Genomic DNA, 19522 nt, shown 5'->3' on the forward strand with positions numbered 1-19522 from the left:
GAGCGACATAAATTAAGCATAAATTTTAGTGAGTCGATATAGGAAAAAAGTAACATCTCTGACACCTCTAAACTGTGCTCGAAAAGCTTTTATTTTCACATTAAAAGATTCTGCGGAAGCATTTGTATTGCTGTTATTGAAGTAATTTAAAATAGGTTTGTAATGATATTGTATCGTTTTTTTGATGGTATTAAACGATTTTAAATTTTCATCTTCAACTTTATTATACCAAAGCGCTAATTTTGTTCTAGCGACATCTTTTCCTGTTTTCGTTTCAAACACAGATTTTAAACCCTGTGACAAATCGTATGCTTTTTTTATCTCAGGATATAAATTAAATAAAATAACAGCTCTTTCTTTTTGATTATCTGTCCACTTTTCTTGCGATTTAAAAAGTGTAAACCTGCTCCTGGCTAGTAGCTGACGCTTGGTTTCTCCATTTTCAAGAATTTCAGCTATCCGTTACTATTTCTGTTTTAGGAAAACATTTTTTGGATCAGTTTCTAGCTTTTTTTTGATGATTCTTGTCAATTTTAGTGATTTTAATGACTAAAAAGTTCTCGATACAATTTTTTGAAGGAAAAAAATCACTCGAACTGACAGTTATAATTTTTTGAGGTGTTTTTTATTTTACCATAGTTCTCTTTTTGATGGGGATGCTGAGCTAAATTGAGTATGATGTTTCTTTTAAAAAAATCACTCGAATTGATAGGGTAGAGATTGGTGGAATTATAGTTGATCTATCTATTTATGAAAATTAGCAGAAATGCCTAGCCCCGATTGAAGCTTTGTTTGAGCTCTTTTTTGTTTTTTTAAACAAAAAAAGCGAGTGCGGAAAGCGGGAAATTGCTTCAAAAAAAATCGATAATAAGTAACTGTAAGCTCCTTATTATCGATATAAATAATGTTTTTATTTTAAATGTTCTGCTATTTACAAATAGTGTTTTTTAAACGAACTCCGAAATCGGCAAGTGTTTTTATTTCTTTTATACCCGCTAATCGTTCTCTACCAATAACTAATAAACCTTTATTGTTTGCTTCAATATGATAGTATTTATTGCTTTCAAAAAATAAAACAAGTTCGTCTGTAAAAAAACTTTTTATTTGAGAAGCATTTTTTCCAGAAAGATAAAATCGTTTAGAGAAATCAGGGTGGTTGTCTATGTTAATGTCTTTGAAACCTGCAAAATGATAAATGTATTCGAAAATACCTTCTTTGTCTAAAGTGAATTCAGGAGTGTTTTTTTCAATGTCAATATACATCATAGTGACTTTAATAATTTGTTTAGCGATTAATTCTCCTTCTGAAAATTCAACGTCAAATAATGTACAGTTATCATTAGATAAAATATTAGATATATTACTTATTTGGCGAGTTTTAAAATAACCAAAATCTGTAATTTTAGTTAGAGCTTCTTTTGCTGAAATATTATACGACCATTTTAATTCGTTAGAAATTTTTTGTAATGATTTTTGTCGTTTTGTTAAATTAGATGATGTAGTATTTTCATCAATTTCAACAGGGTTATTTTTACGTAAAGCAAATGGATGGGCGCTTTCTGTTTTATAACCATCTAAACCAATAACTTCAAAATAACCACCTTTTCGCTTAAAGGTTTCTGCGTAATTATTTAAATTTTCCATAACAGAATGATCTATAAAATCACATAAAGAAAAATCAATAATTGCTTCTTCAGTTTCAGGTATTTGATCTAATTTTGATTTCAATTTTGTGAAGTTTAAAAAACTTGCGAAGTTTTTTACTGAAACATAATATTTTTCATCTTCTTTAAACATTAAAACGTTTGGTTTTAATAGATTTGTAATGAAAAACATAATGTTTTTATTAATGAAAACATGAATGATAAAAGTAATAAAAATACCCGCTAAAATACCCGTAATTAAATTGGTAGCTATAGTGGTTAATAGGGTTGCCAAAAAGATAATTAATTGCTCTTTCCCTATTTTAAATACTTTAACAATATTTTCGGGTGATGCTAATTTATAACCTGTATATACTAATATTGCTGCTAAAGCTGGTAATGGTATTTTTCGTAATTCGGTAGCGAAAAGCAAAATAAATGCTACTAAAAATAATGCGTGAAAAAAGTTTGCTGAACGATTACTTCCTTTGTTATTTACATTAACAGAGCTTCGTGCTATTACCGTTACAACATTTAAACCACCTAAAAGACCACTGATAACCGTTGCTAACCCTAAGGCTCTAATGTCTTTATTAACGTTAGAACGGCGCTTTAAGGTATCTAATTTATCTACCGCTTTTATACTTAATAAACTCTCTATACTAGCAATTAATGTTATGGCAATTACTGCATTTATAAAATCAAATTCATAAATTTTATCAAAATTAGGAAAGGCAAAGCTCGATAAAACATCGTTTGGTAATTCTATTAATAAGCTTTTATCAATAGGGTATGGGCTTGCTGAAAATAAATCATAATAGTAATACATACCAATACTTAAAACAACAATCCACATAGGAGCAGGGATTAATTGAAAGTATTTGTTACGTATTTTACTGTAAAAAATCATGATTAATAAACTAATAATACCAACTAAACCTGCATAAAAAATACTGGTGTTATCGGTTTTTATAAAATCAATGATTCCGCTAGGCATTTGTAAAAGCAAATCGATAATACTTCCTTTTGCATTTAAATTACCCAGCATTACATGTATTTGTTTGGCAAAAATACCGATACCTATAGCTGCTAGCATTCCTTGAATAGCGGAGGATGGAAAATAATCTCCTAAAGCGCCCATTCGAAGAAAACCAAGAATAATCATGATAATTCCTGAAATAACAATTGCGGCAAGGGTGTATAAATATCCTTGATGCATATCGCCAGCTCCTAAGGTGGTTATTGCTGCTAGTACAACAACAACTAATCCGTTTCCAGGCCCTGTAATTGTTACATTAGAACCTCCTAAAACAGCAACAACGGTACCACCTACAATTGCAGCAATAACTCCTGAAATTGGTGGTGCTCCTGATGCTAAGGCTAGTCCGAAACCTAAAGGAAGTGCTATTAATGATACTACGAAACCTGCAAAAATATTTTGAGGTATTTCACTTAAAAATGTTTTAAAACGTTTTGATTTTCCCATTCTACTTAACTATTAAAACATCGGTTGGTAATTCGGATAAGATATATTCAATATCATGCGGAAATATTCGATCTAAAAGCCCTGTTTTTTTAGGGGCACTTATAACCAATAAATCGGCTCTTTTTACTTTTGCGTAATGACCAATAGAATATCCTCTACGGCCAAAAATACTTTGTGTTTTTATGATAATATCAGCTGTTTTAATGTGTTCTAGCATTTTATTTACACGTGCGTCTTCACGTTTTTGCATGCGCTCTTTGGTTAATGTTGCTTTACGTAATGATACGTCATCGCTTACATTTACGTTTAATTCGGCAGCACTTATTTCTTCAACAATAGTAACTCTTTTACATTCTAAATTTGTAGCGAAATTAAAGCCTGTTTTAATGGTTTCTTCTGTTTTTTCGTCTTGTAAACCGCTAATAACAATATGTTTACAGGGTATTCTTTCTGTAGATGGTTTTATTAGTAACAATACAGAGCAAGGAGCTTTACGGGTAAGTTTTCGGGCAATTGAGCCTACATAATAGGTGTATATTTTTTCTTTTTGTAAAGCACCTAGTATTAATAGATCTACTTTTTCTTGTGTTGTTGTTTGTAAAATTACATCAACGGGTTTTCCTTCTTGCCAAATAACTTTTAAAGGTTTTTTTAGGGTAGGGGCCTCACTTAATAAGTGTTGTAGTTGTTTTTCTTTTTCGTCAGATTTTTGTCCGACGTGAACTCCAATTAATTGTGCATTAAACATATTTGACAAGCGAATGCTTTCAAATAAATTAGCTTTTAAATTGGGTGAAAAAGCAATACCAATAAGAATGTTTTTTATCAAAGTATAAATTTTAAAAAGCCCTAATATATAGTTTTCTGACTGTTTAAAAAAAAAATAGAGTATTGAAAATTGATAAGCATTACATAATTACTAAATATCTAAGCCAAAAACGCTTTTTAATTTTTCTATTAATGGATTTTTCTCTTTAAGTTTCGTGAATTTTTCTTGTGGTGTATAGGCGAATTTTTTTTCGACTACTTCATTAACTACAATAGTTATTTGAATAGCATAATTATTTAATTTTTCACGTAAAAATCGAGTAAGTTTAGCCTTAATACGTTCTAATTGTACTTGCATTAATTCATTTGGGACAGCAAAAGTAACTGTATATTCTTTTGCTAAAACAGGTTGGCTAGAGGCTAAAACTGAAGCAATACTAAGATCGCCAAGTTGTTGTGTTTTTAAAGTGTATACTTTCCAAGCATCTTTAAGTTCTTTGTCTGTAAAAAGAGTTTTAGGATGGTTTTCAAAATTTTCAGAATCATCCTCGGTATTTTTAACCACTGGTTTTTGATGAATACTTTTTAAAGATAAGCCTGAAGTACGGCGTTTTATATTTTTTAATAATGGTTTTGATGATGATTGGCTAGTAGCGCTAATTAGCGGCTTTATTGGAGCCGCTGTAGCTATTTTTACTGTTGATTTTACAATAGGTGCTGCTATGCTATTTTTTACTGGAGATAAAGAAGTAAAAAAAGTAGCTGGAATTATGTAGTTGCTAGATTTTTTTTTTGCTCCATCAAAATTGATAGAGGCTATTTGCATTAAGGTTAATTCTACCAGCAATCGTTGGTTTTTACTGCCTCGATATTTTAAATCGCAATCGTTTGCTTTGTCAATTCCTGGGAGCAGAAACTGCATGCTTGCTTTTTTTGATTGTTCAAAATATTTTTTCTTAGTAGCATCGCCAACTTCTAATAAAGAAATGGTAGCGGCATCTTTTGAAACTAATAAATCTCTAAAATGAGATGCTAATCCGTTTATAAAATGATGACCTTCAAAACCTTTGTTTAAAACAGCATTAAAAGCCAGTAAAACTTGTGGGATTTTTTGTTCAATTAGTAAATCAGTAATTGTAAAATATACGTCATAATCTAACACGTTTAAGTTTTGAGTAACTGCCTCTCGAGTTAAGTTTTTCCCTGAAAAACTAATTACTCTATCAAAAATAGACAAAGCGTCACGCATAGCGCCATCTGCTTTTTGAGCGATAATATGCAGCGCATCATCATCAGCTGTAATATTTTCTTTAATGCAAATGGTTTTTAAATATTCTTTTGCATCTAAAACACCAATACGTTTAAAATCAAAAATTTGACAACGAGATAATATCGTAGGTATAATTTTATGCTTTTCAGTCGTTGCTAAAATAAAAATAGCATGGGCTGGTGGCTCTTCTAAGGTTTTTAAAAAGGCATTAAAAGCCGCTTGAGAAAGCATGTGAACTTCATCAATGATATATACTTTGTATTTTCCTGTTTGTGGAGGAATACGAACTTGATCGGTTAAATTTCGGATGTCATCAACAGAATTATTTGATGCTGCATCTAATTCAAAAATATTAAAAGCAAAATCTTCATCAGTTTTAACCGTTGTATTATCTTCTTGATTGATACGTTTTGCTAAAATACGCGCACAAGACGTTTTTCCAACACCTCTAGGACCTGTAAATAATAAAGCCTGGGCTAAATGATCATTTTTTATAGCATTTTCAAGCGTGTTTGTAATTGCTTGTTGCCCAACTACATCTTCAAAAATTTGAGGACGATATTTACGTGCTGATACTATAAAATGCTCCATTTAATTGCTCCTTTTTATACTTACAAAAATAGAAAAACTCCGCTATAATAGCGGAGTTTTTTACATTTATTTAAAAATCATTTTAATTTTTAAATAAAAATTAAATCGTAAAATCAATTCCAAAAACAATATTTCTACCAGTATTTAAAATAGCGTCTGATTTTAAACGAGATAAATGATTTATATATTTTTTATCAAAAATATTTTTAACACTAATTGATGTTGTAAATTTATATTTATGAATAAAAACATCACCGCCAATACCAAAATTAACCAAACTATAGCCAGGTGTTTTTGTTTCAAAAGAGCTTATGTTTTTTTGCTCAAAAGAAGAATGAATACTTAACGAAGTATAGCCGTTTTGTAACCATTTCGTGTTTAAAACTTCGGTTCTAAGTGTGTTTTTTAAGGTGTTTGCCGGTATTAATGGTAAATAATTGTTTTCGTTTTTTGTATTATTTCGTTTACCGATAACTGTTTCAAAACTACTTTCTAAATGCAACCAATCTAAAGGGTGTGGGTGTAAATGAACTCCAAATTCACCACCGTATAATTTAGCATCTTCTTGTAAATAAGTATAAACAGGTGCTTCATCTTCAATTTTACCGGTTGGCGATAAATAAATATAATCATTTATTTTATTATAAAATCCGTTGGCAAAAACTTCAAAATGTTTCGATTTATAATCAAAAGAAATATCTAATTGCAGGTTTTTTTCGTTAGATAAATCATTATTTCCTTGTTCAAATCGATTGGTTCCGTGATGAACACCATTTGATGTTAATTCGGCTAAATTGGGAGCTCTAAATCCGTTAGCGATATTAATACGGGTATTTATATCTTTAAAAAGTAAGGTTTTAAAACCTAAAGATGCTGTAAAACTATTAAATTGTTTATCTATTGGATTAAAAACATGCACTTCATCTTCATGCTTAATTTCATGTTTTTCGGTTTTTATAGCCCTATTATCGAAACGAATTCCTCCTTGTAATTTAGTGGTTTCGTTTACATCAAAATTAGCGGTTGTAAAAATACCAAAATCATTAATAGTTGCATCAGGAATTAATAATTCTTCACCAAAATTAGTGTTTGTTTGATGCAAACCTTGTGTTCCTAAAAGAATTTCAAAATTTTTCAGTTTAGGAAAATGATATTTCAAATTATAGCTAAATGTTTTTAGCTCCATATTTAAGGCCGGCTCATTATTTGCGTGTTCTTCATGCTCCTCATGGTCATCGTGTTCGTCGTGGTCATCATCATGATTGTCGTGGTCATGATCTTCGTGATTCGCATGGTCATCATCATGGTCATCATGGTCATCGTGTTCATCTTCATGCTCATGTTCGTCATCATGATGTTCGTGTTCGTCTTCAAATTCTTTTCTACTATTGATTGTATATCCTAAATCGATATCTAATTTTGAAGCGTTAAAAAAAATGTGATTATGCAAGCTTATAATATGGTTATTAATATCTTGATACGGGTTTTCAAGCGCTGTTTTTTTGGTTTGTGTTCCAATTCCTTCTGTTAAACCTAGTTTTGAGTTATTAAAATTATAACGCAATGCTGATGAGAAGTTTTTTTGATGAAAACCAACGCCTAATTTCAAATCTTTTTCTTTAAAACGAGTATTAGTAACACGATATGAAGGTGTTTTGTAATCAGAATGAATTCCATAAGTTCCACGAGCTAAAAATTGCCATTTTTCAAGAGATGATTTAACACCTAACGACATATTACTTCCCATTGTATTGGTAAAATAACGCTGATTAACATTGGTTTTAGTGGTGTTTTGCGAAGCAAATTTTTCTGGTTGAATATATAAAACTCCTCCTAAGGCATCGGAACCATAAAGAAGCGATGCAGGTCCTTTTATTACTTCAATTCCCTGAACACCAGCTTGGTTAATACCTAAACCATGTTCGCCACCAAATTGTTGATTTTCTAGTCGAATTCCTTGCGTGTACACTAAAACACGGTTACCGCTTAAACCTCTAATTACAGGTTTTCCGATAGATGCGCCTGTTGATATTTGAGAAACTCCTGCAATATTTGTAATTCCTTCTGCAAGTGTCGTAGCACCTGTTCTGTGCAATGCTTTTGCCGATAATCGCTCAACTTTCATTACATTTTCAGATTGTAATTTATTAAAAGGGGTAGAAATAATTATTTCATCAATTTTAAAAATAGCCTCTTCTAGTAAAGGATTAAAAATTTGGTTTTCATTATTAAAAATAAATGTTTTTGATACATTTTTAAAACCTAAATAATTAAATGTAATGGTTATTTTACCGTTAGGAATATGATTAAAAGTGTAGTTTCCTTGCGCATCTGAAGTAACGCCTTTGTGCAGTTGTTCGGCATAAATTTCAACACCTAATAAAGCGTTTTTATTGATATCTGTAATTTTTCCTGATACTTTATTTTGTGCGTACGAGTTTGACATCCCTATTAAAAATAGGAAAAATATTATTTTTTTCATTAAATGTTTTTTATGAATATTTTTACTGATAAAATCTTTATAAATCATCATTTAAAATGATTACAAAGTATTGTAATATGTAATTATGAAGCATCATTTTACTTCTTCATTTTATTAAATAAAAAAGTAATATCAAGCTCAAAAAAACACGATTATATAAAAAAGACTATGTTAAACCGTAAAATAGGGTGGGCCTCGGGTAAGTTTTTTATCCGTATAAACAACCGAAATTACTTGTGGTTGCTCGTTGTATTTATTTTTGTAAAAATGTTGTGGAATTACAGCGTAATTTGAAGCTGCGGTATATGAAAATACTTGAAAATGAAAATCGTCTAACGAACAATCTAATTCTTGTTCATGAAAATGATGCTCATCGATACTGTTACAAATAGTATGTTTGTGATTTTCAAAAGTATGCACGAGTTGTATTACTGACGGAAGTAGTAATAACAACAAATTTAAAAAAGCGATATGTTTTTTGAAACGATACATTGAATTTGCAAATGTATAAAAAAATAAAGACCTGAGAGTTATAGATAACTATCTGAGAGTTATAGATAACTATTCAGGTCTTTTAAATATTATAAAAGGCAGTTAATCGCCAATTTTTAGTTTACTTTATAAACCGTTCCGTTTTGTTTAAAGTTAGAGTAGCCAATTTTAGCGGTAAAGCTATAAGAACTATCAGTTACTTTGGTTATTTGTACAAATATCGGATCTTTATCTAAATCATTTTTAGGGCTTTTCATACGTAATGAATAGGCAAAATTATTTTTCCATTTGATAAAAAGTGTATCAATATGTTTTTCTTGCTTTTCACTAACCGAACCATCAGCCAAAGAAATACTTGTTTTTTTAGTATATTCTTCAATTTGTAAACTATCGGTTCTTACAATCGTTGTTTTTCCGTAGCTGTTGCTCCCCGGTATTTGAAAAGTTCCGTGTTTAAAACGTTCGGGATCGCCTTGTTTATCCGTAGAATTACACGAAATCACTAAAAAAGCTACTAAAAAAGTAAAAAAATATCTCATTAAATTCCGGTGTAATTAGCTGGTGTAATTGCTTTTAATTCTTCTTTAATTTCTGAAGAAACCTCTAAAGTATCAATAAAATTAGCAATTGATTTTTGATTGATTTTTTCGTTGGTACGTGTTAATCCTTTTAAAGCTTCGTAAGGATTAGGATATGCTTCACGACGTAATATTGTTTGAATAGCTTCTGCTACAACTGCCCAGTTATTTTCTAAATCTTCGGCAAATTTTTCTTCGTTTAATAATAACTTATTCAATCCTTTTAAAGTAGATGAAAAAGCAATTAACGTGTGTCCGAAAGGAACTCCTACGTTACGTAAAACCGTACTATCGGTTAAATCACGCTGTAATCTTGAAACAGGTAATTTTGCTGATAAATGCTCAAAAATAGCATTTGCTAAGCCTAAATTCCCTTCAGAATTTTCAAAATCGATAGGGTTTACTTTATGTGGCATTGCCGATGAACCAACTTCTCCAGCTTTAATTTTTTGTTTGAAATAATCGTTTGAAACGTAGGTCCAAACATCTCTATCTAAATCAATTAAAATAGTATTGATACGCTTTAAACCGTCATATAAAGCCGCCATATGGTCGTAATGCTCTATTTGAGTTGTAGGGAAAGAGTGGTGTAATCCTAAAATATCTTCAACAAAATGCGTTCCGAAGTTTTTCCAGTCGATATCTTTATACGCTACTTTATGTGCGTTAAAATTCCCTGTTGCTCCACCAAATTTAGCAGCGTGAGGCGTGTGTTGAATGTGAATTGCTTGATTGTTAATACGCTCTACAAAAACAAAAAATTCTTTTCCTAAACGAGTAGGAGAAGCAGGTTGCCCGTGCGTACGTGCTAACATTGGAATATGATCCCATTCTTCAGCTAAATCGGCTAATTTAGAAACCAAACCGTCTAAAGCAGGGTAATAAACTTCATCCATAGCATCTTTAATAGATAATGGAATTGCCGTATTATTAATGTCTTGAGAAGTTAATCCGAAGTGAATAAACTCCTTGTACTTATTCAAATTTAGCTTGTCAAATTCTTCTTTGATAAAATATTCAACCGCTTTTACATCATGATTTGTAATCGCTTCAATATCTTTAATTTTCTGCGCATTTTCAGTAGAAAATTCTTCGTAAATTTTACGTAAATCAGGATATAATTCTTTGTTGAAGTCGGCTAATTGTGGCAAAGGAATTTCACATAAAGCGATAAAATACTCTATTTCAACTTTTACTCTATATTTAATTAAGGCTTCCTCAGAAAAATAGTTTGCTAAATTGGCTATTTTATTACGGTATCTACCATCAATAGGAGAAATGGCGTTTAATTGTGTTAAGCTCATGATTTATGCTTTTTTATGTAATTTTGTTGTGTTGTTTCGCAAAAATAGAAAATACTATTCTTTTTTAACCGATTATAATTGATTAATAATAAAGAATAATCAAGTTCTATTTTATTTTTTATTTATGATCCTTGTCATATATTAAATTAATATAAAAAGATATTTTTGTATTTCACTAAAAGCCACTTAAAATGAAGAAAGTAGATACAAAAGAAATTGAAAATAGAGAAGATGTTTTTTTATTAGTGAGTACTTTTTACAATAAAATAAAGGCAGACGATTTTATTGGGCATATTTTTTTAAAAACAATTCCTGCGGATGCTTGGGATGCTCATCTGCAAAAATTAACTGATTTTTGGGAATCCAATCTTTTTTTCGTTCGAAAATTTAAAGGAAATCCGATGAAAGCCCACAAAGATTTAGATGCTCATTTTAATCATAGCATTTCACAAGAGCATTTTGGAAGATGGTTGCTTTTATGGTTTGAAACATTAGATGAAAATTTTCATGGCAATAAAGCCAACGAAGCCAAAGAACGTGCTAGAAACATCGCTTCTATGTTGTTTTTTAAAATGTTTGAAGATAAACCGAAAGAAACTAATTCATAATAAAATAAGTGAATCTATTTTTATTTGATAGCTTTTTTTATCTTCGCAAATTAAAATATTTTTTGTGGAAAAAATAACTATCATTTACCTTGTTTTGGCTGTTTTGTTAAGTGTTGCAATCGCTTATTTTCAATATTTATACAAAACAACACGGAAATCTAAAAGAAATAAATTCCTTTTTACTTTAAAAGCATTGAGTTTATTTTTACTGTTTTTATTGTTGATAAATCCTAAAATAAAAAGCATTGAAACTCAAAATATAAAACCTGTTTTAAGTATTTTAGTAGATAATTCATCATCAATAAAATATTTTAATGCCGAAAAAACAGTAACATCGGTCTTAAAAACCTTAAAAAATTCGACAAAAATCACCGATAAGTTTGATATTCAATCTTTTTCTTTTGATAAAAAAACAACAGTTTTATCGGCTGATAGTTTAAATTTTTCAGGAACTCAAACAGCTATTTACCAAGCAATAAATGCAGTGAATAAATTGCAAAAAAAACGCTTAAATGCGACTATTTTAATTACTGATGGAAATCAAACCAACGGGAATGAGTATCAATATATAACCTCAAAAAATAAAGTTTTCCCTGTTGTTATAGGCGATACCACAGCCTATCAAGATTTGCAAATTTCACAGGTAAACGTTAATAAATACAGTTATATAAAAAATAAATTCCCTGTTGAAGCCTTAGTGTATTATCAAGGAGAATTTAACGGGAAAGAACAAATAAACGCTACTTTTTCAATTACACATCAAGGTAAAAAAGTGTTTTCTAAAAAGGTTGCCTTTTCGGCAGATAATCCTACAAAAACAATTACTACTAATTTAACTTCGGATAAAAAAGGAATCCAATATTATAAAACGTCAATAAGTCAAATTAAAAACGAAAAAAACACCAAAAATAATTACCAAAATTTTTCAGTAGAAGTAATTGACGAGCAAACAAAAGTATTAATTTTAAGTGCTTTTTTGCATCCTGATATCGGAGCGATTAAAAAATCGGTAGAAAGTAATAAACAACGAAAAGTGGATATCGCTTTTATAAAAGACATCCAAAAAATAAATTTAGATAATTATCAATTTTTTGTTTTTTATCAGCCAAACGCTTCTTTTAAAAAGGTTTTTGAAAAAGTAACATCTAATTATTTAATCGTTTCAGGAACAAAAACTGATTGGAATTTTTTAAACACACAGAATTTAGGCGTTCAGAAAGAAGCAATTAAGCAATCTGAAAATTATACGGCACTTTACAACGCCAATTTTTTACCTTTCTTACAAAAAGATATCAATTTTAATGATTTTCCGCCACTAAAAGATGTTTTTGGAGATATAACAATAACAGGCGAAGCACAGGTTTTATTGCATCAAAAATATGCAGGTTTTAAAACCAAAGAACCCTTATTAGCAACTTTCGAAAACTTTGAAAATAAAAATTATAAAACTGAAAAATCGACAAAAAACAATCAAAAACACGCCGTTTTATTTGGAGAAGGAATCTGGAAATGGCGTTCAGCTAGCTTTTTAGAATCACAAGGATTTGAAAATTTTGATGCTTTTTTAAGTAATTTAGTACAATATTTAGCCTCTAATAAAAAAAGAAAAAGACTGTCTGTAAAAAGTAAATCATCGTATTTACAAAATGAAGCCGTAACAATTTCAGCTTTTTATGTTGACGAAAATTATAAATTTGACAATAGGGCATCGCTAGAAATAACCATTACAAACGCCCAAACAAAGCATCAAAAAACACTGCCTTTTTCGTTGGTAAATAATTCGTATCAAGTTTCAATTTCTGACCTTTCTTCTGGCGATTATTCATATAAAGTTGCTGTAAAAAACCAAAAACACAACAGCAATCAAAAAATAAACAGCTACGGGAAATTTAAAATAACCGAGTTTAATATAGAAGAGCAGTTTGTAAATGCCAATGATCAAAAACTACATCAATTAGCCTTAAAAACAGCAGGAAAATTAATATATCCTGATAAAATAGATGGATTAATTTCTGAATTATCCGAAGATAAAACCTATTACACTACTCAAAAATCAAGCATCAAAAAAGAACATTTAATTAATTGGAAATGGCTTTTGTCGTTAATCATTGTTTTATTTTCAGTAGAATGGTTTATCAGAAAATTTGATGGTAAAATATAAAAAACGAATCGCTTTTAATTGTGTAACTTAGCATTGTTCCTGTACTTTGTATATATAATTTAAAACTTAAAAAGATGAAATTTAACACCAGAAAATGGATAAAACCAGAAGATTTAAACCCAAACGGAACGTTATTTGGCGGTCGTTTATTACAATGGATTGATGAAGAATTAGGAATTTATGCCATTATTCAATTAGAAATACCCCGAACGGTTACCAAATTTATGTCTGAAATAGATTTTGTAAGTTCAGCAAAACAAGGCGATATTATTGAAATTGGTATCGAAGTTGTAAAATTCGGAAACACCTCAATTACCTTAAATTGCCAAGTCCGCAACAAGCTTACCCACAAAACAATTATAGAAATAGACAAAATTATAATGGTTAGTTTAGGTGAAGATGGAACGCCAATGCGCCACGGAAAAACCAAGGTTGAATACGTTAAAGACCGATTAAATAAATAATTTTTATATCTTTGTTGTAACATAAACAGAAATCATGGAAGATTGTATTTTTTGCAAAATAGTCCGAGGTGAAGAAAAATCCCACGTTATATGGGAAGACGACAAACACATTGCTTTTCTTTCCATATTCCCAAACACATTAGGTTTCACTGTTGTAGCGACAAAGAAACATAAAGTTAGCTATTGTTTCGAACTGTCTGACGCTGATTTAGCAGATTTAATACTTGCCTCTAAAAATGTTGGACTTTTAATAGATTCTAAATTTGAAGATGTAGGAAGAACTGGACTTATGATGGAAGGCTTTGGAGTAAATCATGCTCACACTAAACTTTTCCCAATGCATGGTACTGCTGACATGTCCGAATGGAAAGCAATCAATTCAAATAAAACCAAGTATTTTGACAAATACGAAGGTTATTTATCATCACATGATAGCGAAATAGCCAATGAAGATGATCTTAAGAAAATTGCTGAAAAAATCAGGAATTAAACGTTATACAATAACTAAAACGCAGCTTAATCAAAGTATTACTGTAATTTAATTTTTAAAATCAATAAATTGAAAATTATTAGCATCCTCATATTAACCTTATTGCTGTTTGTGCCTCCGGTGCAGGCACATTCGGATGCTATTATTTTTTCTGATGCCGAAACCGCACATTTTAATACGATGGACGATGCACATTTGCAAACCCATCATCAAAATGATACCGAAGAAGAAAGAAATACCGAACACCATCATCATTGTATTTTTTTAGGTATTTCAAGCGCTGTTATTGCGCCTGAATTCAATTTTCAGATTATTACATTCTTTCAAAAACACTCAAAAAATCATTTTTATAAAGTGTTAAATACCGCTAGTTATTTAAACCAGCTTTTTCAGCCTCCAATAGTTTAATTCTTTTTTTACTTTTTAATAATCGTATTATTTCAGCTGTTTAACAGTCGAGGTGATGTTGTTATTTCGTGTAAATTTTTATCGATTTTTATCCTTTTCATTTATTTTTTTGATTTTTTTTTGAAGCAATTTCCCGCTTTCCGCACTCGCTCTTTTTTGAAAAAAATCAAAAAAGGAGCTCAAACAATGCTACAATCGGGGCTAGGCATATAGTTCTTTTACTATTGTTTAGAACATTAATTTAAAGAAAGTTACATCAATAATAAGATTCAATTATCGTGAAAATTACACTTCAAAATTTTTAAAAATCAAGAATTAAACACATAAAAGATGTTAGATAACATTATAAAATTTTCAATTAAAAATAAATTGATTATTGGCGCTTTTGTATTGGTATTAATTGGTTGGGGAATTTATTCACTAAAACAATTACCTATCGATGCAGTGCCAGATATTACCAATAATCAGGTGCAAATTATTACTTCAGCACCCTCACAATCGGCACAAGATATAGAGCGATTAGTAACATTTCCCATAGAAATGACCATGTCTAGTATTCCTGATATTGAAGAAGTTCGTTCTTTTTCTCGTTTCGGACTAAGCGTGGTAACCATTGTTTTTAAAGACGATGTCGATATTTATTGGGCAAGACAACAAATTAGCGAACGCTTAAACGAAGCAAAAAGCAATATTCCAGACGGAGTTGGTTCGCCTGAAATGGCGCCTGTAACTACTGGTTTAGGAGAAATTTATCAATATACATTATTTGCCGAAGAAGGTTTTAAAGAAAAGTTTCCAATTATGGAGTTGCGTTCTCTTCAAGATTGGGTTGTTCGCCGTCAGTTATTAGGAATCGAAGGAATTGCAGATGTGAGTAGTTTTGGTGGTTTTTTAAAACAATACGAAGTTGCTTTACAACCCGAAAGACTGCAAACATTGGGTGTAAGTGTTAACGAAGTTTTAGAGGCTTTATCTAAAAATAATCAAAATACAGGAGGTGCTTATATTGATAAAAACCCGAAGGCATATTTTATCCGAAGCCAAGGATTAATACAAAACTCGCAAGATATTCAAAATATTGTTATTAAAAACACTCAAAATGGTACGCCTGTTTTAATTAAAGACATTGGAAAAGTACAATTAGGAAGTGCTATCAGATACGGAGCAATGACCAGAAACGGCGAAGGAGAAGTTGTTGGCGGAATTGTAATGATGCTAAAAGGCGCAAACTCATCAAAAGTAATAAAACGTGTAAAAGATAGAGTTGCTCAAATTCAAAAAAGTTTACCTGAAGGAGTTATTATTCAACCTTTTTTAGACAGAACAAAATTAGTTGATAAAGCAATTAGCACGGTAGCCACCAATTTAATTGAAGGTGCTTTAATTGTGATTCTTATTTTGGTATTATTATTAGGAAACTTACGAGCAGGTTTAATTGTTGCATCTGTAATTCCGTTGGCAATGTTATTTGCTATTATATTGATGAACTTATTTGGAGTTTCAGGAAATTTAATGAGTTTAGGAGCTATTGATTTTGGAATTATAGTGGATGGATCGGTGATTATTGTCGAAGCAACATTGCATTATTTAGTGATGAAAAAATCAGGAAAAAAATTAACGCAATCTGAAATGGATGAAGAAGTATATCAATCAGCTTCAAAAATTAGAACCAGTGCAGCTTTTGGAGAAATCATTATTTTAATTGTATATCTTCCTATTTTGGCGTTGGTTGGTATTGAAGGGAAAATGTTTAAACCAATGGCGATAACCGTAAGTTTTGCCATTTTAGGAGCATTTATTTTATCATTAACCTACGTTCCGATGATTAGTGCCTTGTTTTTAAAGAAGACAATTAGACATCATAATGACAAAAAGAATATTTCTGATAAAATAATAGGAGCATTACAAAATATTTATTCGCCTATTTTAGCCTTTGTTTTAAATTATAAAAAATCGGTACTTATTGGTGCTGTACTTATTTTTTTATGGAGCCTTTTTACATTTAAAAATATGGGTTCTGAATTTATTCCATCTTTAGATGAAGGAGATTTAGCCGTTCAAGCAACGGTTTCTACAGGAAGTTCATTATCATATACGATTGATGTTACTAATAAATCTTCAAAATTATTATTAGATGAATTTCCTGATGAAATAGAACAAATTGTAAGTAGAATTGGTTCATCAGAAATACCTACAGATCCTATGCCTGTTGAAGTTGCTGATATTATTATCATTTTGAAAGATAAAAATGATTGGACAAAAGCAGCCTCTAAAAACGAGTTGACCGAAAAAATGAATCATTTATTAGATGAAAATATGTTAGGTGTCAATTACGGATTTCAACAACCGATACAAATGCGTTTTAATGAATTGATGACAGGAGCACGGCAAGATGTTGTCTTAAAAATTTACGGAGAAGATTTAGATAAATTAGTAAAATACGCAAACGAATTAGGGAAAATTATTCCTGATGTTGTTGGTGCTGAAGATTTGTATATCGAAAAAATGACAGGTTTAAAACAAATTGTTATTGATTATAAACGAAATCAATTAGCGTTATATGGTTTAAATATTTCTGATGTAAATACCGCTGTAAATACCGCATTTGCTGGGCAAAGCGCAGGTTCAGTGTATGAAGGTGAACAACGTTATGATTTGGTTGTTAGAATGAATAAACAAAACAGAGCAGGGATTAATGATATTCGTAAACTCTATGTAATCACCCCAAATGGCGCACAAATTCCGTTAGAAAGTGTTGCTAATGTAAGCTTTAAAACAGGACCAAATCAAATACAAAGAGATGATGCAAAACGAAGAATAACAGTAGGTTTTAACGTTCGAGGGCGCGATGTAGCAAGTATTGTTGCTGAATTACAACAAAAAGTTAGCGAAAAAATACCATTCGATACCGGATATTATATCACCTACGGCGGAACTTTTAAAAACTTAGAAGAAGCCCGCACACGATTAGGAATCGCAGTTCCTGTTGCATTATTATTGATTTTTTTATTATTATATTTTACTTTTAAATCGATTAAACAAAGTTTTTTAATTTATACAGCAATTCCAATGTCGGCAATTGGTGGAATTTTCGCTTTATGGCTTAGAGATATGCCTTTTTCAATATCGGCAGGAATAGGATTTATAGCCTTATTTGGTGTCGCTGTTTTAAATGGAATTGTGCTAATTGCAGAGTTCAATCGATTAAAAGAAGCGGGAATGACCGATGTAAAAGCGATTATAAAAAAGGGAACTTCTGTTCGATTACGCCCTGTAATTATGACAGCTGCAGTGGCTTCATTAGGTTTTTTACCCATGGCAATTTCAGCATCAGCAGGAGCAGAGGTTCAAAAACCATTGGCAACCGTGGTGATTGGCGGCTTAATATCAGCAACCTTATTAACCTTATTAATTTTACCTGTTTTATACTTGTTTTCTGAAAATAAATCAAATAATAAAAATGCGAAATCGATAAAAATAAGTTCAAAAATATTGAGTTTATTATTTATAGTAACAGCAAGTTTATGTATTCAAGCGCAAGAAAATACGCCAAAAATAACACAAATAAATATTCATGAAAATCCTCAGAAATTAAGTGAGAAAAATGTAATTAGTATCGCTTTAAAAAAATCAGTAGCTCGTTATAAATCGGCTTTAAATATCGCTAAAAATAAAGCAGGAATTGCAAGTGCAATTAGTTTAGAACCTATTTCAATTAAATATCAAGATGTTGGTGTTGCTAAAGGTTTATCAGAAAAAGAATGGTCTGTAAATCAAAATTTTGGTGCTGTTTTAACACATCTTCAAAAAAGAAAATTAGCAATTTCAAAACATGAATTAGCGATTGCCGAAAATGATATTTCTATAAAAGAAACGATTAAAAATACTCGAAGTTTATACCAGCAATGGCATTATTTATATGGGCTTATTTCATTGCTTGAAGAGCAAGAAAAAAATAGCACACTGATAAAAAATATTTCTAATAAATTATACAATGCAGGCGAAATAGGAGGTTTAGAAAATGATTTAACAATCTTACAATCTTTAGATATTCAATCTAAAAAAAGTACTATTTATAAGGATTTTACATCCGTAGAAAATAAATTAAAAGAAGTATTACAAATTAAAAATACTATAATCCCTGAAACAAAATTTCCTATTAAAAAAACGCTGAAAAATGCTGTTTTACTTCAACATAATAGCGAAAAAGAGAATCTTTCAAAAGCCTTCTTAGAAATTTTATCTAAAAGAGAAAAAGTAGCTAAAAAGAATATTTTAGTAGCTAAATCAGCTTATTTCCCAGAGATAACCGCAGGGATTATCAATAGAAAAACAGAAAATGCAACCGATTATACAGGTTTTAATATCGGATTGAATGTTCCTATTTCTTTTTGGGCTAATAATGCTAAAATTAAACAGCAAAAAATAATATCCGAAGAAATAGCTTTTGAAAATCAAGCGAATAAAATAGCTATTCAAAATAATTTTAAAAGTTTACAAGAACAATTAACCTATTTAAAAACGGAATTAGTTGGTATTGAAGCCATGAAAATAAAGGCTGATAATTTTATCAAAAAACTGAAAATAGCTTACAGTGTTGGCGAAATAGATGCCTATAAATACAACCAAAGTTTTAATACCTATTTTCAGGTGATGCAAAATTATTTGTTGTTGATTCATAATTATAATCAAACAGTAATTAGCTACGAATTTTACACAAAAAATAATTAAAAATTAAAAAATATCCGACTTTTATTTAATCGATTTAGTAAAGATT

Annotated in this window: 14 protein-coding genes; 6 read left to right on the forward strand and 8 right to left on the reverse strand. The window is 30.2% G+C overall.

Annotation, left to right across the window (positions count from 1 at the left end):
* Positions 1-12 precede the first annotated feature (12 nt).
* From DPIF8902391_RS11755 to purB, 8 genes are all read right to left on the reverse strand, one after another.
* Positions 13-459: a transposase gene (locus DPIF8902391_RS11755; RefSeq protein ID WP_172505950.1), complete on the reverse strand. Its 447-nt coding sequence runs from the start codon at positions 457-459 to the stop codon at positions 13-15.
* A gap of 468 nt (positions 460-927) precedes the next feature.
* Positions 928-3129: a SulP family inorganic anion transporter gene (locus tag DPIF8902391_RS11760; RefSeq protein ID WP_172505935.1), complete on the reverse strand. Its 2202-nt coding sequence runs from the start codon at positions 3127-3129 to the stop codon at positions 928-930.
* A 1-nt stretch (position 3130) separates the two neighbouring features.
* A complete protein-coding gene (locus DPIF8902391_RS11765; protein WP_232122169.1) occupies positions 3131-3958 on the reverse strand; it encodes a universal stress protein in 828 nt (275 codons plus the stop codon).
* 90 nt (positions 3959-4048) lie between these two features.
* Positions 4049-5758: a DNA polymerase III subunit gamma/tau gene (gene dnaX, locus DPIF8902391_RS11770; protein ID WP_172505936.1), complete on the reverse strand. Its 1710-nt coding sequence runs from the start codon at positions 5756-5758 to the stop codon at positions 4049-4051.
* A gap of 100 nt (positions 5759-5858) precedes the next feature.
* Positions 5859-8240: a TonB-dependent receptor gene (locus DPIF8902391_RS11775; protein ID WP_172505937.1), complete on the reverse strand. Its 2382-nt coding sequence runs from the start codon at positions 8238-8240 to the stop codon at positions 5859-5861.
* A gap of 171 nt (positions 8241-8411) precedes the next feature.
* Entirely contained in the window at positions 8412-8732 is a 321-nt protein-coding gene (locus tag DPIF8902391_RS11780) for a hypothetical protein (protein WP_172505938.1), read from the reverse strand.
* Between the two features lie 116 nt (positions 8733-8848).
* On the reverse strand, positions 8849-9271 hold the full coding sequence (locus tag DPIF8902391_RS11785; protein ID WP_101915279.1) for a hypothetical protein: 423 nt from the start codon (positions 9269-9271) through the stop codon (positions 8849-8851).
* Entirely contained in the window at positions 9271-10614 is a 1344-nt protein-coding gene (purB, locus tag DPIF8902391_RS11790; protein ID WP_058885078.1) for an adenylosuccinate lyase, read from the reverse strand. Before purB ends, DPIF8902391_RS11785 begins: the two co-directional genes overlap by 1 nt.
* A gap of 191 nt (positions 10615-10805) precedes the next feature.
* Here purB and DPIF8902391_RS11795 point away from each other — a divergent pair, with 191 nt between their 5' ends.
* The 6 genes from DPIF8902391_RS11795 (at position 10806) to DPIF8902391_RS11820 (ending at position 19476) form a co-directional block, all read left to right on the forward strand.
* Complete coding sequence (locus tag DPIF8902391_RS11795) at positions 10806-11222, forward strand: group III truncated hemoglobin (protein ID WP_172505939.1); 417 nt, start codon at positions 10806-10808, stop codon at positions 11220-11222.
* A gap of 64 nt (positions 11223-11286) precedes the next feature.
* Positions 11287-13383 (forward strand): VWA domain-containing protein, encoded by a 2097-nt coding sequence (locus DPIF8902391_RS11800; RefSeq protein WP_244951355.1) that lies wholly within the window; start codon positions 11287-11289, stop codon positions 13381-13383.
* Between the two features lie 74 nt (positions 13384-13457).
* Entirely contained in the window at positions 13458-13847 is a 390-nt protein-coding gene (locus tag DPIF8902391_RS11805; protein ID WP_172505940.1) for an acyl-CoA thioesterase, read from the forward strand.
* A 34-nt stretch (positions 13848-13881) separates the two neighbouring features.
* Positions 13882-14337, forward strand: coding sequence for an HIT family protein (locus tag DPIF8902391_RS11810; RefSeq protein ID WP_172505941.1), 456 nt, complete (start codon positions 13882-13884; stop codon positions 14335-14337).
* A 69-nt stretch (positions 14338-14406) separates the two neighbouring features.
* Positions 14407-14745 carry a hypothetical protein gene (locus DPIF8902391_RS11815; protein ID WP_172505942.1) on the forward strand — a complete coding sequence of 113 codons (339 nt, stop codon included), beginning with the start codon at positions 14407-14409 and terminating at the stop codon, positions 14743-14745.
* Positions 14746-15075: 330 nt separating this feature from the next.
* Positions 15076-19476 carry a CusA/CzcA family heavy metal efflux RND transporter gene (locus DPIF8902391_RS11820; RefSeq protein ID WP_172505943.1) on the forward strand — a complete coding sequence of 1467 codons (4401 nt, stop codon included), beginning with the start codon at positions 15076-15078 and terminating at the stop codon, positions 19474-19476.
* Positions 19477-19522: the final 46 nt, after the last annotated feature.

The sequence above is a fragment of the Tenacibaculum finnmarkense genomovar ulcerans genome (genome assembly GCF_900239495.1).
Lineage (GTDB): Bacteria > Bacteroidota > Bacteroidia > Flavobacteriales > Flavobacteriaceae > Polaribacter > Polaribacter ulcerans.